Consider the following 25,344-nt stretch of genomic DNA (forward strand, 5'->3'; position numbering starts at 1 on the left):
CCCCATTTTTTATTTTTTTAACTGTTCGCTGTTTTTTTCAACGAAACGTCTAATTTCCATACTTTTTGCTTAACTTTTACTTTAATGCAACACGTGCATTACGGAATAAACGCATCCACGCCCCATCTTCACTCCAGTCATCTGGATACCACGAGTTAGTCACACTACGGAAGACACGTTCTGGATGAGGCATCATAATTGCAATACGCCCATCCTTATTACTTATTGCAGTAATCCCTAATGGAGAACCATTTGGATTAGCTGGATATTGTTCTGTCACATTAATGTAATTATCTACATATTGAGCTATGATCTGTTGATTTTGTTGTAATTCCGCAATTTGTTGTGGTGATGCGAATTCTGTACGACCTTCACCATGTGATACCGCAATTGGCATATGTGAACCTGCCATTCCCGCAAACCAAAGTGAATTATTTTCGTTAATCTTCACTAATCCCACGCGGGCTTCAAACCGTTCTGAGCGGTTGCGTACAAATTTAGGCCATAAGTCAGCGCCAGGAATAATTTCTTTTAGATGAGAAATCATCTGACAACCATTACATACGCCTAATGCAATTTTATTTTGATCTTCAAAGAAGCGGCTAAATTGTTCACGTAAATCATGATGGAACAGAATAGATTTCGCCCAACCACCACCAGCACCTAATACATCGCCATAAGAGAATCCTCCACAAGCAACTAATGCATCAAATTTCACTAAATTATGGCGACCAGAACTTAAATCACTCATATGCACATCAAATGCTTGGAAGCCTGCGCGATCAAACGCTGCTGCCATTTCTACATGACTATTTACACCTTGCTCACGCAAAATCGCAATTTTTGGTCTGACACCCACCGCGATATATGGCGCTGCCACATCTTCACTTGGGTTATAACTCAATTTTGCCGATAATCCTGGGTTATCCGCCTGTTGTTTTGCTTCATATTCTTGATCTACGCAAGCCGGATTATCACGTAAACGTTGCATTTGCCAGGTGAGCTCACCCCAAATTTGACGTAATTCTGAACGTTTCTGTTGCAACACAACATTCTCACCACGTCTTACAATGATCTGATTATCAGTCGTAACATGGCCCAATACTGTCGCAATCTGATCTAGTTGATATGACTTTAAGAGTTCCCAAACCGCTTGGTGATCTTGTTGGCGAATTTGTAATACAGCACCTAATTCTTCATTGAAGAGTACGGCTAAATCATCAGCGCCCAATTTCTCAATATCAATGGTTACACCACAATTACCCGCAAAAGCCATTTCCGCTAAGGTCACAATTAAACCACCATCAGAACGGTCATGGTATGCCAATAATTTTTGTTCTTGTACTAACTGCTGTATTGCATCAAAGAAAGCTTTTAAACGTTGTGGATTTTCTACATCCGCTGGCTTATCACCTAATTGTTTATAAACTTGTGCTAATGCTGTTGCTCCTAAACGATTCTTTCCTTCGCCAAGATCTAATAAGATAAGTTCACTCGCCCCTTTATCTGTACGTAATTGTGGAGTTACCGCTTTTCTCACATCTTCTACGCGTGAGAACGCACTAATTACTAATGATAACGGAGCAGTTACTGTTTTTTGTTGCCCATCTTCTTGCCATGTGGTTTTCATTGACATCGAATCTTTACCCACTGGAATCGTTAATCCCAAAGCCGGACAAAGTTCTTCGCCAATGGCTTTAACAGCTTGGTATAACCCTACTCCCTCTCCTGGATGATCTGCAGCTGACATCCAGTTGGCAGAAAGTTTGACTCGTTTTAATTCACCAATATTTACTGGTGCTAAATTAGTAATTGCCTCAGCAACAGCTAAACGTGCAGATGCGGCAAAATCCAATAATGCAACTGGTGCACGTTCTCCGATTGACATCGCTTCGCCATGATAAGTATCAAAACTTGCAGTTGTCATACCATAATCCGCGACTGGAATTTGCCATGGACCAACCATTTGGTCACGTGCCACCATCCCCGTAATAGAGCGGTCGCCAATCGTAATCAAGAAAGTTTTTTCAGCAACAACCGGTAAGCGTAATACACGGTGTAATGCTTCCGTTAAATCAATCTGTTGAGTTGCTAATGCTGGTGAATGTACTTGTTTTGAAACCTCATTACGTTGCATTTTTGGTGTTTTACCAAGCAACACATTCATTGGTAAATCAATTGGTTTATTAGCAAAATGGTCATCATGTAAGGTGAGATGTTGTTCTTCCGTTGCTTCACCAATTACTGCATAAGGCACTTTTTCACGTGCACACAATGCTTCAAATAAAGGTAATTTTTCTTCATCAACCGCTAATACATAACGCTCTTGCGATTCATTACACCAAATTTCTAATGGGCTCATATTACGTTCATCACTTAAAATTTTACGTAATTCAAAGCGACCACCACGACCACCATCATGTACTAACTCTGGCATCGCATTAGATAAACCACCTGCACCCACATCATGAATAAATAAAATTGGATTATCCATGCCCATTTGCCAACAACGATCAATAACCTCTTGGCAACGGCGTTCCATTTCTGGGTTATCACGCTGCACGGAAGCAAAATCAAGATTTTCTGCTGATTTTCCCGAAGCCATAGAGGACGCTGCGCCCCCACCAAGCCCGATATTCATCGCAGGTCCACCCAGAACAACCAATTTTGCACCTACTGGAATTTCACCTTTTTGGATATGTTCTTCACGAATATTCCCCATTCCACCAGCGAGCATAATTGGTTTATGGTAACCACGAACTTCCTCACCATTAAAGCTATTCACTTTCTCTTCATAAGTACGGAAATAACCTAACAATGATGGGCGACCAAACTCATTATTAAACGCAGCCCCACCAAGCGGCGCTTCTAACATAATTTCTAGCGCTGATGCAATTCGATTAGGTTTGGATAAAGGACCTTCCCACGGTTGGTTATAGCCTGGAATACACAAGTTAGAAACAGAGAAACCGACCAACCCTGCTTTTGGTTTTGAGCCTCGACCAGTCGCGCCCTCATCACGAATTTCTCCACCAGACCCTGTTGCCGCACCTGGGAATGGTGAAATCGCTGTTGGGTGATTATGGGTTTCTACTTTCATTAAAATTGGCATTTGCTCTGTGTGATAACGATATGTTCCATCTTGATCTGGGAAGAATCGACCTGCTGGCGAACCTTCCATCACAGCCGCATTATCTTTATATGCAGAAAGTACATAATCTGGTGTTTTTTCATAAGTATTTTTAATCATTTTGAATAATGATTTTGGTTGTGCTTCACCATCAATTGTCCAATCTGCATTAAAAATCTTATGACGACAGTGCTCTGAGTTAGCTTGAGCAAACATATATAATTCAACATCCGTTGGATTACGACCTAATTGGGTAAATTGTTCAAGTAAATAATCAATTTCGTCTGCTGCCAAAGCTAAACCAAGTTCTACATTCGCTTTTTCTAATGCCGCTCGACCACCAGTTAATAAATCTACAGTTTTTAGTGGTTTTGGATCTTGTTGTGCGAAAATTTCGGTTAGACGTTGATAATCTTCTACAACCTCTTCCATCATTCGGTCATGAATTAACTTCACAAATTGTGCTTGTTGTGTGGCATCAAGTGCTGTGGCAAATTCACAATGATATAAAATTCCTCGTTCTGCACGCACCACATCTCTTAATCCACAACTATGAATAATATCTGTTGCTTTTGATGACCATGGTGAGATAGTTCCAATGCGCGGGATCACAATTTGACCTTGTAAGAAATTATCTGCTCCTTGTACTGCAGGGAAACTCATTACAGCATTTGCCTCAAATAGCTGAACTAAATGATCAATTTGTTGTTGATTCAGTGGATTTTTTACTTCCACAAAATAGAGATAATTTGTCGTGCAGCGTTGCAGTGAAATTTGTTGTTCTGCAAGTTGTGATGAAAGGCGGGAGAGTCGAAAATCAGAAAGCGCGGTCGCACCACGGAAAATCAGCATCATAGCATTATTACCTAACTGTAAATTAAAGAAAAAAATCGGGGCATATTATACCTAAGTTGAACTCAAAACGGAAACGTTTGCGTAACACTTGATTTGTACTTACCGATTAGATCTTATACAATGCGCACTTTTGAACAGCATCTGTTGAGGTCTATTTGAAAGGGTTATCAATTCGTATCATCTTAGCTTTTGCCCTATTGTTATGGGCTATTGATATGGTATTTCCATGGCAAAAAATTATGCGTTCTGATGACAATCTCTATTCCTCAATAAAAAAACGTGATGAGTTAGTTGTTGGTACCATCAATAACGCATTCTCTTATTTTGTAAATGCGAATGGGGCGGCTGGCCTCGAATATGAATTAACCAAAGCTTTTGCAGATTACCTCGGTGTACAACTTACAATACAGACATTTGAAAATTCCGAAACGCTATTACAGGCATTAGAAGAGAATCAAATTGATCTTGCTGCGGCAAATTTAATGTATCAACCAGAAAAAGCCGAACATTTTCAACTTGGCCCAAGTTACTACTCTTCATCATGGCAACTAGTCTATCGTAAGAATACTGCTCGCCCATACGATTTAGGGCAACTAAAAGGCAAGTTATTAATTACGAATAACATTGATCTACAAAAAAAATTATCACAGTTAAAACAACAATATCCTGATCTGCAATGGCAGGTCGATACAACGCTCTCACCAGAAGAGGCATTACTTGCTGTCGCTGATGGTAAAGCAGATTACACGATTGCAAGCTCAATTGATGTCGCTTCTATTCAGCAAGTCAAACCTGTATTAGCTGTCGGTTTTGATTTAACAGAAGAAACTTCCGTGAATTGGTATCTACCTCATAACCCTTACAATGAATTACAGGCTGCACTCCTCGATTTTATGAATAATGCGAAAGAGTCGGGGCTAATCTCTCGTATTGAGGAAAAATATTTTAGTCATCTTTCACGTTTTGATTATGTTGATGCACGAACCTATATTGCAGCAATTGAGAATACACTTCCTACCTATTTACCGCTATTTCAACAATATGCAAATCAACTAGATTGGAAACTGCTTGCAGCCATTTCTTATCAAGAATCACATTGGGATGAAAATGCTACTTCGCCTACAGGGGTACGAGGCATTATGATGCTGACCAAAGAAACAGCTGAGCGCATGAAAATTGATGATCGTAATGATCCTGAGCAAAGTATCAAAGCTGGCTCAGAATATTTACATATGCTATTAGGTAAGATGCCTGAAACTATCGCTCAGGAAGATCGTATTTGGTTTGCATTAGTTGCTTATAACTTAGGCTTAGGTCATTTACTCGATGTACGCCGCTTAACCGAAAGTCTAGGCGGTAATCCGAATAATTGGCTTGATGTTAAGGCAAACCTACCATTACTGGCTGATAAAAAATATTACAGCAAATTAAAATTTGGATATGCCCGTGGTTATGAAGCTTATCAATATGTCGAAAATATTCGCCGCTATCATAATAGTATTGTGAATTACTATCGAATTCAGGAACAAAGCCAATCCCATGATGAATTGCCAGATCCAACAAATCTGCCTGAAATTAACCAAACACCACTGTAATTGTGCTAAAATTACGCCCATTTTTATAAAATTGGAGATTTTCTATGCGCCCGAACAATCGTGCTAATCACGCCATGCGTCCAATAAAAATTACTCGCCACTATACAAAACACGCAGAAGGTTCTGTCTTAATCGAATTTGGTGATACGAAAGTGCTTTGTAATGCTTCTATTGAAGATTCCGTCCCTCGCTTCCTAAAAGGTCAAAATCAAGGTTGGATTACAGCTGAATACGGTATGTTACCTCGTGCAACTAACGTTCGTACCCAACGAGAAGCAGCCAAAGGAAAACAGAGCGGTCGTACTATGGAGATTCAACGCCTTATTGGTCGTTCATTACGAGCAATGATTGATCTGGAATTACTCGGTGAACGCACTATCACTTTAGATTGTGATGTAATTCAAGCTGATGGTGGTACACGTACCGCAGCGATTAGTGGTGCTGCAGTAGCACTGCATGATGCGATTCAAACCTTATTAGATAATGGCACATTAACTAAAAACCCAATTAAAGGTTTAGTTGCTGCCGTTTCCGTAGGAATTGTAGAGAATCAAAAAGTCTGTGATTTAGAATATATTGAAGATTCCAATGCCGAAACTGATATGAATGTTGTAATGACTGATGAAGGTAAAATGATTGAAATTCAAGGCACTGCTGAAGGCGAACCATTTAGTCATGATGAACTTCTAGAGTTATTAGCATTGGCAAAACAAGGTATTGAACAAATCAATCAAGCACAAAAAGCAGCATTACAACAGGCTTAATAGGAAAAAATATGCAAGCTTATCAACAACAATTTATTGAATTTGCTTTAAGTCGCCAAGTTCTAAAATTTGGAGAATTTACCTTAAAATCTGGTCGAGTGAGTCCTTACTTTTTTAATGCCGGATTATTTAACACTGGGGAAGATTTAGCCAAACTTGGTCGTTTTTATGCCGAAGCGATCCAAGCTCAACAATTAGATTATGACCTAATTTTTGGACCTGCTTACAAAGGAATTCCGATTGCAACCGCAACATCTGTCGCACTTTATCATCAATTTGCTATTAATAAACCCGTTTGTTTCAACCGCAAAGAAGCCAAGGATCATGGTGAAGGGGGCAATTTAATTGGTAGCCCATTACAAGGGAAAGTGCTCCTTATTGATGATGTGATCACCGCTGGTACAGCGATTCGTGAATCAATGCAGTTAATTGCAGCTCATCAAGCAACATTAACTGGCGTAATGATTGCGCTTGATCGTCAAGAGCGAGGCAAAGGCGATCTCTCCGCGATCCAAGAAGTAGAACGTGATTATCATTGCAAAGTGAATTCAATTATTACTTTTGAAGATTTATTAGCTTACTTACAACAATCTAGCCAATACGCTGAGTTCCTACCAAAAATGCTTGCATATAGCCAGCAATACGGGATTTAATTTTCGTTCCACCTAGCCTCTTGCTAGGTGGTCTGCAAATTTCACAAATGACTCACCATAATGTAGTATAAAGAATCCCCACTCTATTATTTTTATAAATTTTCTTTTGGTTTAGTGTTTTTACTAAACATCTGTTTTTATTATTTTTATCTAGCTAGGGAGTATCAATGCAAAAATTATCTCAACGTCTGCAACAATTTTTTAGTAGTGAGCCCGCTGGTGGGATCTTGCTTCTCATCGCTACATTCTTAGCCATTACTTTAGCTAACTTTTCCATTACCGCCGATTTCTACCAACAATTACTCCATACCACTATGGCGTTCCAATTTGGAGAGTTTCGTTTACAAAAACCACTATTACTGTGGATTAATGATGGCTTGATGGCAATTTTCTTTTTACTAATTGGTTTAGAGGTTAAAAAAGAGTTATTTACTGGTTCATTGTCCAATTATAAAACTGCACTATTTCCTGCGATTGCTGCATTAGGCGGGATGATCGTTCCTGCCTTATTCTTTTATTTTGCGACCATTGCTACCCCAGAATTAACCAAAGGTTGGGCTATTCCTATGGCAACAGATATTGCTTTTGCTCTAGGGATTATGGCGTTAGTTGGTAAAAATGTCCCACCTGCATTAAAAATATTCTTACTTGCCTTAGCTATTATTGATGACCTTGGTGCCATCATTGTTATTGCTATCTTTTACTCAAGTGATTTAGGTACAGTTGCTCTAGTTGGTGCAGCTTTATCAATTATTGTGTTATTTCTCTTAAATCGCTATAAAATCAGCTCCCTTACCCCTTATGGTGTTGTGGGTCTGATCCTTTGGGTATGTGTATTAAAATCAGGTGTGCATGCCACGTTGGCAGGGGTGATTATTGGTTTTGCGATCCCATTAAAAGCCAAAAGTGGAGAAAATCTCGTCCATAGATTAGAACACAGTCTATCTCCTTGGGTTACATTTATGATTTTGCCACTATTTGCTTTCGCCAATGCAGGAATTTCATTCGATGGGGTAAATTGGCAAACTCTCGCCTCACCATTACCATTTGCTGTGTTACTTGGCTTATTTATTGGTAAACCCGTTGGGGTCTTTGGTTTAAGTTATCTTTCAATCAAACTAAAATTAACTAAATTACCTGAAGGAGTTCATTTCCGCCATATTTTCGCTGTTTCTCTGTTATGTGGAATTGGATTTACGATGTCGATGTTCTTATCAGGTTTAGCATTTGAAGAAGAAGCCCATGATTTAAATATTTTAGCTAGAATAGGTATTTTAACCGCTTCTACCTTATCTGCGATTTTAGGTTTCATCACATTAAAATCTGTAACGACAAAAAAATAACTACAATTCTTTGCGGACCATTACTTGTAAATCTATAACCTAGCCTTATATAGGGTGGGATTTTTTTGAAGGACATTTTTATGACAATAACTTATACACAGGATAACGATAAACTTTATCGCTTTTTATTTAAAAACCGTGCTGTACGCGGTGAATGGGTTCGTTTAAATAAAACCTTTACTGAAACATTAAATACTCACCATTATCCACGTAAAGTACAAAATTTATTGGGTGAACTTCTGGTTGCAACCAGTCTATTAACTGCAACTTTAAAATTTAAGGGCAATATTACGGTACAAATCCAAGGCGATGGACCTTTAAAGCTTGCCTTAGTTAATGGAAATGACCAACAACAACTACGTGCTTTAGCTCGCCTGCAAGGAGAAATTACTGACGAAATGACACTTGCCGATATGGTGGGTAAAGCAGTTTTGGTTATCTCAATTATTCCAGATGAAGGTGAACGTTACCAAGGCGTTATTGCTCTAGATAAGCCAACAATCACCGAATGTTTAGAAGATTATTTTATTCGTTCTGAACAATTACAAACTCAACTCTTTATACATTTTGGTGAATATCAAGGCGAAGCTGTGGCTGCAGGAATGTTGTTGCAAATCATGCCTGATGGACAAGGTTCCCCAGACGATTTTGAACACTTAGCAACATTAACTGCAACAGTAAAAGATGAGGAGCTGTTTGGTTTAACCGCTGAAGAAATGCTTTATCGTCTTTATCATGAAGAAACCGTAGAGATCTATCCACCACACGACACGCAATTTTTCTGTGGCTGTTCATTAGAACGTTCTAGCGGTGCAATTAGTTTACTCTCTGATCAAGAAATAACAGAAATCTTTGCTGAAACGCCAACATTAGATATGCAATGTGAATGTTGTGGTAAGCATTATGTGTTTACTGAACAAATGGTAAGAGAGATTAAACAACAAAGCTTACATTGTAATAAATATGCGCCATTTTTATAATAAAAATAGAAAATATAGCAAAAAAATGTAGCTTTAAAATTATTCTTTGTAAGAAAGTAAGGTTAAAATCTATTATTGTCTTAACAGAAGTAGCATCTTTTAATTAAATAAAACATCTATGCTACATAACACACTTATTTCTTATCGAAAAAATTCACTGTTATTAAACGCAAATCCTTTGGCTTTCAACGCTATTCAGAGTACAATCCGCCCTTATTTTTTATGATTGATTAGTACAAACGAGAGAAGAACAAAAACTATGTCATTTACGATTGGACAACGTTGGATTAGTGAAAGTGAAAATAACCTTGGTTTAGGCCTAGTAACTGCGGTGGATAACCGTACTGTAACCTTTTTATTTCCTGCCGCAGATGAAACAAGAGTATATTCTGTTGCTGCAGCGCCAATGACCCGCGTCCTATTTCAAATCGGAGATACCATTAGTCATCATGAAGGTTGGCAAGCTGAAGTGATTGATGTGATGGAGAATCATGGTATTGCGTTATATCTCGCTAAAAATTTAACCACACAACAAGAAGTGGTAATTAAAGAGATCGAACTTGCTCATCAAATTACCTTTAGTAAACCGCAAGATCGTCTTTTTTCTGCGCAAATTGATCGTAACGACCGATTTTCGCTTCGCTATCAAGCGTTGCAACATCAACAACAGCAATTTCAATCACCTTTACGTGGTTTACGGGGTACAAGAGCCAGTTTAATTCCACATCAACTTCATATCGCACAAGAAGTTGGTAGTCGTTTATCTCCGCGCGTGTTATTAGCAGATGAAGTGGGACTAGGGAAAACTTTAGAAGCTGGTATGATTTTACAGCAACAATTATTTTCTGGCCGTGTACAACGTGTATTTATTCTTGTACCAGAAACACTACAACATCAATGGCTAGTGGAAATGTTGCGTCGTTTCAACCTTAACTTTTCATTATTTGATGAAGAACGCTGCCAAGATTTTGATCGTAAAGATGAAGATGGACGCAGTATTAAAGTGAATCCATTTGAAAGCGAATCTTTAGTTATTTGTTCTTTAGATTGGTTAGTGACACAACCTAATCGTATGCAAGAAGCGATTGATGCTCAGTGGGATATGTTAATTGTTGATGAAGCCCACCACTTACAATGGCACGTTGATGCACCCAGTGAGGCTTACCGTTTTGTAGAAAAATTAGCCGAAAAAACACCTTCTGTATTACTCTTAACCGCTACACCGGAACAACTTGGCCAAGAGAGCCATTTTGCACGATTACGCTTACTCGATCCAAATCGTTTCTATGATTACAACGCGTTTATCGCGGAACAAAAAAGCTATCGTCCCGTTGCCGATGCAGTAAATAGCTTATTGTCTGAGCATAAATTGAGCAATGAAGAACAAAACACATTAACTGAATTATTAGCTGAACAAGACATTGAGCCGCTATTACGCGTAATTAATGGCGCTAACAGTCATGCGGAACAAATTCGTGAAGCAAAAAATGAATTAATGGCCAATTTAGTTGATCGCCATGGTACTAGCCGTTTACTGTTTAGAAATACGCGTCAAGCGGTGAAAGGTTTCCCAAAACGGATTTTGCATCAAATTAAACTTGAACTTCCTAAACAATATGCGAATGCTCAAAAAGTTGTGAACTTACTCAATCAACAAAGTAAGCACGATTCACTCTATCCAGAGATGATCTTCCAACAATTAAATCAAGATGCTGCTTGGTGGGAATTTGATCCACGTATTGAATGGTTACTGACTTTCTTAAAAAATCATAACCAAGAAAAAGTCTTAATTATCTGCCAACAAACCAGTACCGTATTACAGCTCGAAAAGATTTTACGCGAAAAAGAAGGTATCCGCTCCGCCGTTTTCCATGAAAAAATGTCGATTGTAGAACGTGATCGTGCCGCAGCTTACTTTGCTCAGCAAGAAGATGGTGCAAAAGTTTTATTAAGCTCCAGTATTGGATCTGAAGGTCGTAATTTCCAATTCGCAAGCCGTTTAGTGTTATTTAACCTACCACTCAATCCTGATGTGTTGGAACAATCTATTGGCCGTCTGGATCGTATTGGACAAAATAAAGATATTCAAATTTATGTGCCATACTTTAACCAAACACCACAAATGGTATTAATGGATTGGTATCAACAAGGTCTTGGTGCATTTGAACAAACTTGTCCAATGGGAGCGACACTATTCGCTAAATATGGTTCACAATTACAAGATTTCTTAACCGCATCAGAATTAGATAGTGAACAATTTAATCAATTTATTGAAAAAGTGGCTACAGAAAAAGCCGAATTACAACAAGAATTAGAACAAGGGCGAGATCGTCTATTAGAACTTAACTCCAATGGTGGCGAACACGCACAACAACTTGCTGCGGATATTGAACAGCAAGATGGTCAAATTGAGCTTATCAATTTCTGTTTAAATCTATTTGATGTCATTGGGTTAGAACAAGAGGATTTAGGCGAAGATTCTATCGTTATTCAACCCACCGGCCATATGTTAGTCCCTGATTTTCCAGGATTAAAAGAAGATGGTTCTACCGTAACCTTTAATCGTCAATTAGCGCTTGCCCGTGAAGATCTTGAATTCCTCACTTGGGATCACCCAATGGTCCGCAACGGAATTGATTTAATTACCTCTGGCGATATTGGTAAAACAGCAGTAAGCCTATTACCACATAAAGGGTTGCCAGCGGGTACCTTATTGCTTGAGCTAATCTATGTTGTTGAAGCTCAAGCGCCAAAAGAGTTGCAGCTCACTCGTTTCTTACCGCCAACACCAGTACGTTTATTGTTGGATATTAAAGGTAATGATCTTGCACCGCAGGTATCATTTAAAGGGTTAGAGAAACAACTTAAACCAATTAATAAAAACGTTGCGAATAAGATGGTCAAAATGACCAAGCCTGATGTAGAGCGTTTAATCAAATTGTCACAAACTATGATTGAACCAAAAGCAGCAGAGATTATTCAACAAGCAACAGAAAATGCAGATAAAACTTTATATGCTGAGTTGAATCGACTCACCGCATTACAAGATGTTAATAAAAATATTCGTCCAGATGAAATTACACAGCTAGAACAGCTTATCCAACAATCATTACACCAATTAAAAGCAGCAAGTTGGCGTTTGGATAGCTTACGTGTAATTATTAGTAATAAAGAGTAATCTATGGCATTAATCGACTATCAACCACCACTTGGTTTAAATATTCTTTATCAAGATAACCATATTGCAGTAATTAATAAACAGAGTGGATTACTTTCCGTTCCAGGGAATCAGCCACAATATCAAGATAGTGCAATGACCCGCGTTGTTGCGAAGTTTGGCTTTACTGAACCTGCACATCGTTTAGATATGGCAACCAGTGGTATCTTGTTGTTTGCTTTATCTAAAGCAGCAGAAAAAGAACTTAAGCGTCAATTTCGAGAACGAGAACCGAAAAAGTTTTATCAAGCATTAGTTTGGGGGCATCTAGAACAAGATTGCGGTAAAATTGATCTCCCATTAATTTGTGATTGGGAAAATCGACCTCGCCAGCGAATTGATTTTCTGGTCGGGAAAAAAGCGACTACCTTATATGAAGTGATTGCTCGTTACCCGAATAATACCACTCGCGTAAAACTTACCCCAATTACAGGACGCTCACACCAACTGCGGGTACATATGCTTGCATTAGGCCATCCTATTTTGGGCGATAAATTTTATTCACCACCAGCTGTCCGAGCAATGTCATCCCGTTTATGCTTACACGCAGAAAGCTTAACCATTACTCACCCAATCACTAAAGAATCAATGACATTCTCTTGTCCAGCGGAATTTTAATCCGCTGGGCTATAAAATTATCAATAAACCTGTAAATTTTTTAAAAATTTTCAACTTACCTTCCTAATTTTTGTTATTAAGTGTGATCTTTTCTCTCAATTACTGGTATCATAAGCTGCTATGTTCTGCAAAGCATCGTCAATTCAGACTAAGCAATTTCAATTTTTTACAAAAAAGGATGACAACAGATGAAACGTTTATTATTAGTTATCGTGCTTGGCTTAGCTCTACCTGCAATGGCAAAAGATGTTGCTACTGTAAATGGTAAAGCAATTTCAGATAATGATGTGACCAATATTTTCGCAACACTCGGTATCGATAAACCAACCGCAGATCAAAGAAAACAAGCAATTAATGTATTAGTTAATCGTGATGTTTTATTACAAGAAGCAGCAAAACAAGGCTTAGATAAAAAAGCAGATATCAAAGCTAATATGCAAGGAGCTAGCGAAAATGTATTAATTAACACTCTCTTGCAACAATGGGCAAACAAAAACCAAGTGTCTGAAGAAGAACTTACTCGAGCTTACGATAATATCGTTAAAACCTTATCTGACAGCCGTGAATATCGTGTTCGCCACATTGTGGTAAAAGATGAAGCTAAAGCAAAAGAAATTCTTGCTGACTTAAAAGCAAATAAAATTAGCTTTACTGATGCCGCAAAAAAATTCTCTATTGATACTAACGCAGCTACTGATGGCGGTGAATTAAACTGGCGTAATGGTAATGACTTTATCCCAGGTTTTGCTGAAGCAGTAAAAGATGCGAAGAAAAATGTACTTACTGGTCCAATCAAAACACAAGCTGGTTATCATATTCTCCAAGTTCAAGATGAACGTCCTGTAAGTATCCCAACATTTGAACAACTTAGAGGCACATTAGTTAACAATCTTACTCAACAAAAAATTGCACAATACGTAGAATCTCTACGTCAAAAAGCAAAAGTACAAGTGAATGAGAAATAAGATTAGATTACTCTAAAGAATAAAAAGCCTGATTCAATCAGGCTTTTCTTATTTATTAATATTTCTATAATTTTCCACCAATCCCTTTAAACTTCTCAACAAAGGCGACTATTTTTTGGAAAACAGTTTGCTTCTTTGTTCGATATTCTGGATCTAACGGACTCAATTTTGGTAATACTTCATTCAACTCTGTCCCATTTTCACTTGCATATTCTCGCTTGAGAGAAACGGTTAAATAGCGTTTTGCAGCCTCCTCACGTAACTGCTCACCTGTAATTAATTCTCTTGCTTCTTTTTGCTGTTCTATTTGTGCAAATTTAAAGAATTCATCAATAATGCTTGCTTTATCTTTAATTTGATCCAAATTAGTCTGATGAATAAAGTCAACAATTAATCCTTCTTTAGCTCGATTGCCAACACTAGCACGAATCATTTTACGAATATATGAAATTAATGCTGATTTATTTTGCGTTTTCTGATTCTGTTCAAAAATTAACGTTAGAATGTAGTCCAAATTAATTTCTTGAGATTTTAATAAATCCACCTCAAAAACAACATCACTCCAATCAATAGTAGATTGCCCCTTATCACTTTCTGTTTTCTGGCGACGTAACCAATCTCGAATATCATTATAAGTTGAACGATAATCCTGAATCAGATGCTCTGACAAAGTGGGAACTGATACAGATGAATAATGCCCATTCTCTTCATTTAACTTATCATCAACAAGTTGTATCTCACTCGCTTTACGCAAATCTACATACTCATCATAATTTTGCAGAATATTATCAATCCGTAGGTATTCACCAAACAATTTAATAAATTCTTTTTTGTCAGCTTCGGTTTCAATATTGGCTGGATCAGGAAAACGTAATGTTAATTCTTTCACTACTGTCAAATACCCTCGACATACGTCCCCTGTTATCTCATCAGTATAGCCATTCATATACGCTTCATAGCTTTTTTCTAAAACAACTTTGCGGGTATTAGCATTTCCGAACAGTTTAATCGCATCTATGGTGGCTTGTTCCAAATCACGGAAAGTCACGATATTCCCAAACGGTTTGGTTTTATCAAAAATACGATTGGTGCGAGAGTAGGCTTGGATTAGACCGTGATAACGCAAATTTTTATCAACAAATAAAGTATTTAGACAAGGTGCATCAAAGCCAGTTAAAAACATACCGACTACAATCAATAAATCAATTTCCTGATTTTTTACCCGCTTGGCTAAATCACGATAATAGTTTTGAAACCCATTGCTTTCTACACCATAGTTGGTTTGAAAATAAGCGTTATAATCGTTGATGGCTGCCTGTAAAAATTCCTTTGCCGAACTATCCATTGCGGTGGGTTCAAAATTTTCATCAGCAATCTCACCCTTGGCATTTTGTTCCTCGTTAGCGGCAAAAGAGAAAATAGTGGCAATTCTTAGTGGATTTGGACTATCTTTTTGTAAGTCCTTAAAAATTTCATAATACAGTTTGGCAGCATCGACACTACTCACCGCAAACATCGCATTAAAGCCCTTTCCAGAAGCATTCAAACGGTGGGTTTTCTGCTTAAAATTTTGCAAAATATATTGAGCAATTTCTCGCAAACGTTGCGGGTGCAATAAGGCTTGTTTATTTTCCAGTGCAGATAATTTTTCCAAATTCTGCTCTTGTTCCAATGATTTAAATTGTGGACGTACATCGTTGTAATCCACTTTAAATTTCAATACTTTTTCATCACGGATAGCATCGGTAATCACATAAGAGTGTAGTTCTCGCCCAAAAACGCTAGCAGTAGTTTCAGAACCTATAGCATTACCTTTACGAATAACTTGACCATTTTCAATTTCATCGCCAAAAATCGGCGTACCGGTAAAGCCAAACTGACAGAATTTTTTAAATTTCTTTTTGAGATTTTTTTGTGCCTCACCAAATTGCGAGCGATGACATTCATCAAAAATAAACACCACCTGTTTTTGATAAATCGCCAAACTCTCTTCTGATTTCATTAAGTTATTGAGTTTTTGAATGGTGGTTACAATGATTTTATTATCATCGGTTTCAATATTGCGTTTTAGTCCTGCCGTGCTTTCTGAACCGTTGACGCTATCGGGTGAAAACCGCTGATATTCTTTCATGGTTTGATAGTCCAAATCTTTGCGATCGACCACAAAAAACACTTTATCAATAAACGGTAATTCCGTTGCTAAACGGGCAGCCTTAAAACTGGTGAGCGTTTTTCCCGAACCTGTGGTATGCCAAATAAAACCGCCGCTTTCGGGTTTGCTCCAATTTTTATTTTCGTAAGTGCTTTTAATTTTCCATAAAATCCGCTCGGTGGCAGCAATTTGATAAGGTCGCATAATTAGCAAGGTGTCACTGACATCAAAAACCGAATAATGAAGCAACACGCTAAGCAGGCTGTTTTTACTTAAGAAAGTAGCGGTAAAGTCTTTTAAGTCTTTAATCAGGCTGTTATCCGACTTTGCCCAATTCATGGTAAAGTCAAAGCTGTTTTTATTACGTTTAGTGGTATTGGCAAAATAGCGGGTATCGGTACCGTTAGAAATCACAAAAATTTGCAGGTATTTATATAAAGATGCCTCGCTGTTAAAGCTCTCTTTGCTATAACGGTGTACCTGATTGAATGCCTCTTGAATGGCTACACCACGTTTTTTTAGCTCTATCTGTACCAGCGGTAAACCATTGACCAAAATCGTTACATCGTAGCGGTTGCTGTGTGTGCCGGTTTGCTCAAACTGATTGATCACTTGCAACATATTGCGGTGAATATGCTTTTTATCTAGCAAATAAATATTTTGGATATGCCCATCATCAAATACAAAGTCATAAATATGGTTATGATGAATTTTGCGGGTTTTATCAATCAGACTTTCTGCCGGTTTGTCCAAATACTCCACCAGAAAACGCGCCCACTCCGCATCACTAAACTGCATATTATTCAGCTTTTGCAACTGCTCACGCACATTGGCAAGTAATTTTTCCGGCGTATTTAAATCTCTGCGGTATTCATAGCCTTGTTGTTGCAAATCGGCAATCAATTCACGTTCCAAATCGGCTTCGCTTTGATAACTGCCTGACTGTTCAATTTTGGTGTATTTATCCAAAATAATAAAATTGTTGGTTTCGGTGATGGGGGTGGTGTGTTGCATGACTTTACTCTTTAAACATTGATTTATATTTTAACAGGTTGATTTTATACTCGCTCAAACCCCAACAACATTTCCCGATAGTATTCATATTGCTTATTTCTAAGCTCAATTTCTTTGGGCAAGCCCTCGCTGATGGAGTTGGTTAGTGTGTCGAATTTATCTAAGATTTCCACAATACGATACTGCTCTTCTATTGAGGGAATAGGAATTTTTAAATCTTTTAGTTTACCAACAACCAAACCTGGTTGTGCAGATTTTGAAGCATATTGATTTAAATCCATAACAGTTAAAAGATGAAACATATAATCAGGATGAATCACATTTGAACAGCTAACAACAACAGCATGTTCTGTCGCATATAGCTTTCCTGTATATCGTTGGACATTTCCGCATAACGCTCCTTGCCTTCCAATGAAAATATAATTTCCATTATGACTAAAATCCTGCACATAACCTCTAACGCCATTACCCCCATAACAAGGATAAATATGCTCACCATCTACACTTGGTGATATCTTGCTAGCAGGAATATGTTTACCTGCTTGTAAATCACACACTTCCCCCAGAGTTTTCCATTTTACTTCATACCCCCCCCCATTTAATTCTTTAAAATTCAATAACATATCACGATAGTATTCATATTGTTTTTGCCGTAGGTTAAGCTCGCTGGTCAGCTCGCTGGTCAGGGCGGTCAGTGTATCCAGAATTTTTACAATTTCTTGTTGTACCGATAGTGGTGGGATGGGGAGTAAAATTTGTAGCATTTTTGCTTTTGTTAATTTTGCTCTATCTCCTCCAGTTAAATAAGGAATAAAATTCATTTGTCTTAAATAATGATATAAAAAACGATTATTTATTTCCTCATATCCTCTTATTACATGAACATGATTATTTGCCCAAAATTTACCAGAAGCCCATTGAATAGAATAGTTTTCTAAACTAGCAGATCCATCTTCAGCAATTAATACATATTCACCATTATGTGTATATCCCTCCACATAATCTTGAATGTTATTTGCTCCATAATAAGGAATATTTCCAGATATTCTCAATGACGCTTTTACAGGTTTTCTTGCATTATCAGCAATTTCACACACTTCCCCCAACGTTTTCCATTCCACCTTGGTTCCCTGTAACAGTTTTTCTAAAAATGCGTTGTTATTCATCTATCTTTAATCCTTTATATCCTTAGCTTTAATTGCTGTTAAATACTGCTGACCTTTTGCCGTTAAACGATACTGCTGATGACGACTTGTTGGCTTTTCAGGTATGGTCATTGCTATCAAACCCGTTGTCAATGCAGGGGTAAGGTAACTTTTTCTGAAATGTGGTTTATGTTGAATATTCAACTGCTGCATAAGTTGGTTAATACCTTGTTCCCCTTGTTCTAAAACAGCTAACAGACGTAATACAAGATTTATTTCGCCCAATTTATCTAGGTCGGTATCTAGGTCGGTATCTAGGTCGGTATCCGGCAATGTTTCCAAATCTGATATTTTTGCTTTGCTATGAATCGGTAAACGAATTAAAAAGAACGTGCGTTCTTCATCGGTTTCAAATACAGCATCGGGCGAGCCGTTTTCTTGCATCACACGAATAATCTTGGGTATTCCTGTAGAACGCCCCTCCGTCAAATCCAAATCTTTTAAAAACTCACCAACACGGCGATTACGATAACGACGGCTTACGGCTCTGCCGTTTTGCAAATCGTCCAATTTGATGGAACGATCAGGACCAGGGAAGCTAATCACTTCAATACTCTCCCGATTGATACGGATTTCTATCGGCTCTCTTATTTCATATGAACGATGATAGACGGCATTGACTACCGCTTCTTCAATCGCTGCAAAAGGATAGTTCCAGAAACGCTTCGCTTTGGCTTGATGAGGCATTTTAAGCACAATCTCTTTTAAATACAGATGTTGAATATACTGCAAAGCTTCTTGAGTAATACGTGCTAACGGCCCTTTAAATATTTTTTCTTCCAACCGATTAGCCCCTGTCCCCTCAGGAAAATAAACCACATCAATTTGGGCATAAGGAAAAAATCTATCGGGTTGGCTATTAAAAAATAACAATCCAACATTTTTAGGGAATAAAGCTTCCGATGTTCCGCCCGCAATATTCATCCGTTTTGCCAGTTCTTCAATACTAAGGTGTTTAGCTGTGGTTGCCAGTTCGCTTTTAATTTCTGCCAAAAACTCTCGGATTAAATGCGGTTCTAAGTCATCTAACGTCGCACTAAGACATAATCGATCATCAAAAGGCACTTTATTAGCTAACGATAACAGCTCTTGTTCAATTTCACCTTTAGCCTCAATAGTATTGGAATGTTGGCGAATATAGTATGCCCAATTTTCACTATGCTTATCGGATAACGATTTTTTGGCACGATAGGGACGCATCTCACCACCGACTGCCCATAAGACCAAAATTAATTTTCCTTGAATTTCGTAAGTTGCCGTAAGGGTATGGAAAGTAGGTACAATCGCACTTTTTTCTAGTTGTAATAACTCTTTACGGATTTTATCCACCTGTTCATAGGCTAACCCCGTTGGTGGTAATTGAGGCATTCCGTTATTTTCGGTTACACCAATAATCAGATAACCGCCACCCAAATTATGAAAATCGTTGGCAAATGCGCATAAAGTATGTAGCACAGCCTCCGGATTCCAATTTTCCTTAAACTCAATCCGTTCATCTTCGATAGTTTTTCTATTCAGTAAATCTTGAATATTAATCGGCAGTTTATCGTCCATCTATGCTCCGAATGTTTTCGTTTTTATCAATTAACCTTCAATTTCCGCCACAATCTTGCTAATTTCCGCACGCAAACGATCAATATTGGCAACAGTTTGTTCAATTTCCTGATTAAGTGCCACAATATCAATCACTTCCCGAGTGTCTTTCGCTTCCACATAACTGCTGACGGACAGGTTATAATCGTTATCGACGATTGCCTGATAATCTACCAATTTCGCCAGATGTGGCACGTCTGCTTTTTCACTAAATAATTGGAGAATTTTGGCAATATGCTCATCGGTCAGTACATTGTTATTAGTTTCTTTTTTAAATAATTCGCCGGCATCAATAAACTGCGTCATCATATCGGTTTTATGTTTCGACAAAACCAGAATATTCACCGCAATAGATGTGCCGTAAAATAGATTAGGGGCTAATGAAATTACCGTTTCTACAAAATTATTATCTACCAAATACTTACGGATTTTTTGTTCGGCACCACCACGGTAAAAAATACCCGGAAAGGTAACAATAGCCGCCCGACCTTTGGCAGATAAATAACTCAAGGCGTGTAAAATAAAGGCAAAATCGGCTTTGGATTTGGGTGCCAATACTCCGGCAGGTGCAAAACGATCATCATTGATTAAGGTCGGATCATCGCTGCCAATCCATTTCACCGAATACGGAGGATTGGAAACAATGGCATCAAAAGGCTTATCGCCATTATGTAGCGGATTTAATAAAGTATCACCAAGTTGAATATTGAACTTGTCGTAATTGATGTTATGCAAAAACATATTCATACGCGCAAGGTTGTAGGTGGTATGGTTAATCTCTTGTCCAAAGAACCCCTCTTCAATCAGATGCGCATCAAATTGCTTTTTGGCTTGCAACAACAATGAACCTGAACCGCAAGCCGGATCGTAGATTTTATTAACGGTGGTTTGTCCGTGTAACGCCAATTGTGCAATCAGCTTAGATACATTTTGCGGAGTAAAAAACTCACCGCCCGACTTACCGGCGTTGGCAGCATAATTAGAAATTAGAAACTCGTAAGCATCACCGAATAAATCAATCTGATTATCTTCAAAATGTCCAAAATCCAACTCCGCTACGCCATTTAACACTGCTGCCAAGCGTTTGTTTTTATCGGCAACGGTATTTCCTAAGCGATTACTGGTGGTATCAAAGTCGGCAAACAAACCTTTAATATCTGATTCTGATGGATAACCAACCGCCGAATCTTCAATCTCGTTGAAAATATTTTTTAAATCGGTATTTAAATCTTTATTGTTATTGGCATTTTTGGCAACATTTTCAAATAATTGACTAGGATAAATAAAATAACCTTTTGTTCTGATTGTATCGTCTTTGATCTCAATTAGTCGCTCATCATCGTCCGATAGACTTGCATAAATACTAGCATCACCTCCACCCATATAGTGGGCAAAATTTTCACTAATAAAACGATAAAACAACGTACCCAGAACATATTGTTTAAAATCCCATCCGTCCACTGAACCACGAACATCGTTAGCAATCTGCCAAATACGGCGTTGTAGTTCTGCTCTTTGTTGGCTGGCAGTCATTAATTTCTCCTATTTAATAATTTTTGCACTTATCTTAGAAACTATGGCGATAATTGTCATACTGTATCAGAAAGCTTGCAAATAGTACTGCTTTTTACCCAGTTTTCTTCTGTATCTATAACAATTTTTGCTTACAACACAAATCACAAGCCCACTGATTATAATCAACGAATACAAGTACAAATTAATAAATAGGATCAAAGAATATTTATATTTTTTATCTACCCACGATAAATAGTATAAAGAATCACCATCCCCACCAAATACCCCAATCCGAGCCAAGCTAAAACAAGTAACCAACGTTGTTGAGTATTTAACTGTTTTGCAAGACTAAGATTTAACCACGCAAAAACTGGTGCAGAGACAAAAGACACGGTCATCGCAAATGGAATCATCTTACCAATCGCGCCGCTGAAAAATTGGATCAAGATAAAACTCGCTAACGCAGCGACAATCATAAAATAACGTAATCCTTGTTCGCTATTTACGTCTGCTTGTTTACCAAAACGCAGTAATTGGATAGTTTGTTGATTACAACGAGAATAACCATCAACAGCGACTATTGTCGTGCCGTAAATACAGATGAAAGCCACTAACGCCATAAACCAGCGTGTCCACTCACCAATACTGATTGCATATATCTCAACAAATTGATGGATAAACTTTCCACCACTTAAAGGTTCTAACGGCTTGCCATATTGAACTAATGCCCCTAATGCCATAAACATTAATGCCAAGATAATCGTTACCACATAGCCCACATTAAAATCTCGATGATGAGATTGTTGATAATCAGGCGCTAATCGACTTTTTTGCACAACCCATAAAGAACTCGCAACACTTAATTCCATAGGAGCAGGCATCCATCCCATTAATGCAATTAAAAATGGAATTGCACTGATACTCCAAGCATTAGGTGCAATAAAATCTGTCGGTAATGGTGATGATTTTCCTTGTGCCAAAAATAAGGCAATAACGGTAATCACTGACAATACCAACATAATGGCTTTAGACACCTGATCTAAACGTTGATATTGACGATAAAACAGAATCAGTAAAAAACTTAGTAATACCACAATATTTAAAACATTGAGATTTACTTCGACTGGCAACAATAGTGCTAATAAGACGGCAGAAAGTAATGTACCACCCGCAACATTGACTACCGTTGCAAAGAGGTTAAACACTAAAAATAGCCACAGATAAGATTTCCCTTTACTGGCATATCCTTGTAATACACTCTGTTTTTTCTCTGCACTGTAATCAAAAGCAAAACGGAAAAACGGATATTTCAGTAGATTCACTAATACAATAAGCCCTGCCAACTGATACCCATAATATGCTCCAGCTTGGGTTGAAGCGATAATGTGCGAACCACCCACACAAGAACAAGCCATAATAATCCCTGGTCCATATTTCTGACCAAAGGCTGACAGCTGCATAACTAACCTCGCAAAATCGTCTGGATTGTTGTGGTGAGATCGGTTGCTTGCATAATGGTAGAAATCACAGCTACCCCATCAGCCCCTGCTTCACGTAAAGGATGAGCATGTTCTGCTTTAATTCCGCCAATCGCCACTAATGGTTTAGTAATCCCATACTCACGCAATCTTTGGATAAATTCAATCCCCACAGCTGGCGCCGCATCCGCTTTAGAAATAGTAGGAAAAATAGGTCCACAACCATAATAATCCACAAATGCTGACTGATTATGCTGTTGTGCCTGTTCCAACGTATTAACAGACAATCCAATCAACATTTTAGAAGAGAGTTGTTGCGCTAGCTGCACTACTGGGAAATCTTTCTGCCCCACATGAATACCATCTGCATTCAGTTTTTTGGCTAACACCACATCATTATTGATAATAAAAGGCACATTATATTGCTGACATAAGATTTGGCAGTCACGAGCAAGCCGCTCAATTTGTTCTGGATCTTGTAACGAAAAATCCCCTTTTTCTCGGAATTGATAACAAGTTATTCCTTGTTGTAAAGCGGCTTCTAACCGAGTTAATAAGGCAGATTGTGGGCTTTGTTTATATTCAGGTAAATGCCGACAATCTTGGGTTCCAGCCACTAAATAACAACGCAAAATTTCACTATTCATTATTTGCTCCTAATTGAGTATAAGCCCAATGATTGGTTGGACCATGACCATGCCCAATATTTAAAGGATGAGAAATTGCGGCAGTAACAAAGTCTTTAGCAATTTGACACGCCGCTGATACGGATTTTCCTTTCGCTAATTCCGCAGCTAAACAAGCTGAAAAGGTACAACCTGTCCCATGTGTTTGTTGTGTAGCAAAACGAGGACTTTCTAGCACAAAATTACCTTCTGCACTGAAAATCCAATCACGACACACATCACTACGAGAGTTATCTCGATGTCCACCTTTAATCACAACTGTCTTGGCTCCCAACTCTTGTAAGATCTTTGCTGCCTGAGCCACACTTTGCTCATCTGTAATCTGTACACCCGTTAGAGTTTCTGCTTCAGGTAAGTTTGGTGTAATTACATCTGCCAACGGCAGTAATAACTGACGCATCGCAGTAACTGCACTCTGTTCTAATAAGCTTGCGCCACCTTTTGCAATCATTACAGGATCTACTACTAAATTTTTTACTGCATAATGCCGTAATTGTTCCGCTACACACTCAATAATCTCCGCCGTACCCAACATACCAATTTTGACCGCATTAGGTGAAAAATCCTGATAAATCGCAGCAAGTTGTGACTTAATGGTCGAAGTTGGAATTAAATGAATATCACTCACCTCTAATGTATTTTGGGCAGTCACCGCAGTAACAACACTCATTCCAAACACCTCTCGCATTTGAAATGTTTTTAAATCGGCTTGAATACCGGCACCACCGCCACTATCAGATCCAGCAATGGTTAATGCTTGTGCTATTTGGCTCATTTTATCCTCCAATCACTTCAACTTTTGCATATTTAGTAACCTGCTGATCATCTATCTGGGCTAGGCTATCAAGTAATCCTAAATAAAACTGCCCATATTGATTAGGTTGTAAGGTCTTAGCCGCAATCTCACCCGCAATCGCATAGGCAGTACACGCTTGAGTTACTGCTTGAAATGGATTTTGTTGATCGACCGCCAAAAATGCCCCTAATACGGCACCAAGTAAACAGCCAGAACCGGTAATTTTGGGAAACATTGCAGTACCATTTGCAATTTTGGCAAGCTGCACCCCATCACTGATATAGTCAACTTCACCACTTACTGCCACCACACATTGATAACGTTGAGCCGCAGTCGTTGCAATTAAAGCAAGATCACCCTCACCACTCCCTGCATCAACGCCTTTTGCTTGCCAAGCAATTCCTGCCAGTTGTGCAATTTCACCCGCATTACCACGGATCGTGGTAAACTGAATATGTTGTAATAACTCAGCAACTACCTGCTTACGATAACCGGTTGCACCCACACCAACAGGATCAAGGATTACAGGAATACCTTGATGATTTGCTGCTTTGCCAGCCAATAACATCGACTTCACTTTCATTGCATCTAGGGTACCAATATTTAATACCAATGCTGACGTAAACTGTGCTAACTCTTCCATCTCCTGTTCTGCGTCCGCCATAATCGGAGAAGCCCCTAACGCCAATAAACCATTAGCAACATAATTGGCAACCACAATATTAGTAATATTGTGAATCAGTGGATTTGTTTGACGAATCTTTTCTAAATAAGTGTGTTGCATA

17 protein-coding genes are annotated in these 25,344 nt (G+C 38.3%); 8 read left to right on the forward strand and 9 right to left on the reverse strand.

Annotated elements, in window-relative coordinates:
- Positions 1 to 76: 76 nt before the first annotated feature.
- Complete coding sequence (purL, locus tag PF272_RS12320; RefSeq protein WP_271142983.1) at positions 77 to 3,985, reverse strand: phosphoribosylformylglycinamidine synthase; 3,909 nt, start codon at positions 3,983 to 3,985, stop codon at positions 77 to 79.
- A 155-nt stretch (positions 3,986 to 4,140) separates the two neighbouring features.
- Here purL and mltF point away from each other — a divergent pair, with 155 nt between their 5' ends.
- The 8 genes from mltF (at position 4,141) to PF272_RS12360 (ending at position 14,120) form a co-directional block, all read left to right on the forward strand.
- Entirely contained in the window at positions 4,141 to 5,580 is a 1,440-nt protein-coding gene (gene mltF / locus PF272_RS12325; protein WP_271142984.1) for a membrane-bound lytic murein transglycosylase MltF, read from the forward strand.
- A 44-nt stretch (positions 5,581 to 5,624) separates the two neighbouring features.
- Entirely contained in the window at positions 5,625 to 6,344 is a 720-nt protein-coding gene (gene rph, locus PF272_RS12330) for a ribonuclease PH (protein WP_065234667.1), read from the forward strand.
- Positions 6,345 to 6,355: 11 nt separating this feature from the next.
- The gene (gene pyrE, locus PF272_RS12335) at positions 6,356 to 6,997 is read left to right on the forward strand and encodes an orotate phosphoribosyltransferase (protein ID WP_271142985.1); all 642 of its coding nucleotides are present in this window, start codon (positions 6,356 to 6,358) and stop codon (positions 6,995 to 6,997) included.
- Positions 6,998 to 7,164: 167 nt separating this feature from the next.
- Complete coding sequence (gene nhaA, locus PF272_RS12340) at positions 7,165 to 8,340, forward strand: Na+/H+ antiporter NhaA (protein ID WP_271142986.1); 1,176 nt, start codon at positions 7,165 to 7,167, stop codon at positions 8,338 to 8,340.
- 80 nt (positions 8,341 to 8,420) lie between these two features.
- Positions 8,421 to 9,320, forward strand: coding sequence for an Hsp33 family molecular chaperone HslO (gene hslO, locus PF272_RS12345; RefSeq protein ID WP_271142987.1), 900 nt, complete (start codon positions 8,421 to 8,423; stop codon positions 9,318 to 9,320).
- A 259-nt stretch (positions 9,321 to 9,579) separates the two neighbouring features.
- Positions 9,580 to 12,498, forward strand: a complete 2,919-nt coding sequence (gene rapA / locus PF272_RS12350) for an RNA polymerase-associated protein RapA (protein WP_271142988.1) — start codon at positions 9,580 to 9,582, stop codon at positions 12,496 to 12,498.
- A gap of 3 nt (positions 12,499 to 12,501) precedes the next feature.
- A complete protein-coding gene (rluA, locus tag PF272_RS12355; protein ID WP_271142989.1) occupies positions 12,502 to 13,155 on the forward strand; it encodes a bifunctional tRNA pseudouridine(32) synthase/23S rRNA pseudouridine(746) synthase RluA in 654 nt (217 codons plus the stop codon).
- 188 nt (positions 13,156 to 13,343) lie between these two features.
- A complete protein-coding gene (locus PF272_RS12360) occupies positions 13,344 to 14,120 on the forward strand; it encodes a peptidylprolyl isomerase (protein WP_271142990.1) in 777 nt (258 codons plus the stop codon).
- A 64-nt stretch (positions 14,121 to 14,184) separates the two neighbouring features.
- Here the strand turns inward: PF272_RS12360 and PF272_RS12365 are convergent, their stop codons facing one another.
- From PF272_RS12365 to thiM, 8 genes are all read right to left on the reverse strand, one after another.
- Positions 14,185 to 17,286 (reverse strand): type I restriction endonuclease subunit R, encoded by a 3,102-nt coding sequence (locus PF272_RS12365; protein ID WP_271142991.1) that lies wholly within the window; start codon positions 17,284 to 17,286, stop codon positions 14,185 to 14,187.
- 44 nt (positions 17,287 to 17,330) lie between these two features.
- Complete coding sequence (locus PF272_RS12370) at positions 17,331 to 18,452, reverse strand: restriction endonuclease subunit S (RefSeq protein ID WP_271142992.1); 1,122 nt, start codon at positions 18,450 to 18,452, stop codon at positions 17,331 to 17,333.
- A 6-nt stretch (positions 18,453 to 18,458) separates the two neighbouring features.
- Complete coding sequence (locus tag PF272_RS12375; protein WP_271142993.1) at positions 18,459 to 20,045, reverse strand: Fic family protein; 1,587 nt, start codon at positions 20,043 to 20,045, stop codon at positions 18,459 to 18,461.
- Between the two features lie 30 nt (positions 20,046 to 20,075).
- Positions 20,076 to 21,617, reverse strand: a complete 1,542-nt coding sequence (locus tag PF272_RS12380; RefSeq protein WP_271142994.1) for a type I restriction-modification system subunit M — start codon at positions 21,615 to 21,617, stop codon at positions 20,076 to 20,078.
- 221 nt (positions 21,618 to 21,838) lie between these two features.
- On the reverse strand, positions 21,839 to 23,059 hold the full coding sequence (locus PF272_RS12385) for an NRAMP family divalent metal transporter (RefSeq protein ID WP_271142995.1): 1,221 nt from the start codon (positions 23,057 to 23,059) through the stop codon (positions 21,839 to 21,841).
- Between the two features lie 2 nt (positions 23,060 to 23,061).
- Positions 23,062 to 23,724, reverse strand: a complete 663-nt coding sequence (thiE, locus tag PF272_RS12390) for a thiamine phosphate synthase (RefSeq protein WP_271142996.1) — start codon at positions 23,722 to 23,724, stop codon at positions 23,062 to 23,064.
- Positions 23,717 to 24,538: a bifunctional hydroxymethylpyrimidine kinase/phosphomethylpyrimidine kinase gene (gene thiD, locus PF272_RS12395; RefSeq protein ID WP_271142997.1), complete on the reverse strand. Its 822-nt coding sequence runs from the start codon at positions 24,536 to 24,538 to the stop codon at positions 23,717 to 23,719. The genes thiE and thiD overlap by 8 nt, the downstream gene beginning before the upstream one ends.
- 1 nt (position 24,539) lies before the next feature.
- Entirely contained in the window at positions 24,540 to 25,343 is an 804-nt protein-coding gene (gene thiM / locus PF272_RS12400; protein ID WP_271142998.1) for a hydroxyethylthiazole kinase, read from the reverse strand.
- Between the last annotated feature and the right edge of the window lies 1 nt (position 25,344).

Origin of the sequence: Gallibacterium faecale (assembly GCF_027920745.1) — a bacterium.
Lineage (GTDB): Bacteria > Pseudomonadota > Gammaproteobacteria > Enterobacterales > Pasteurellaceae > Gallibacterium > Gallibacterium faecale.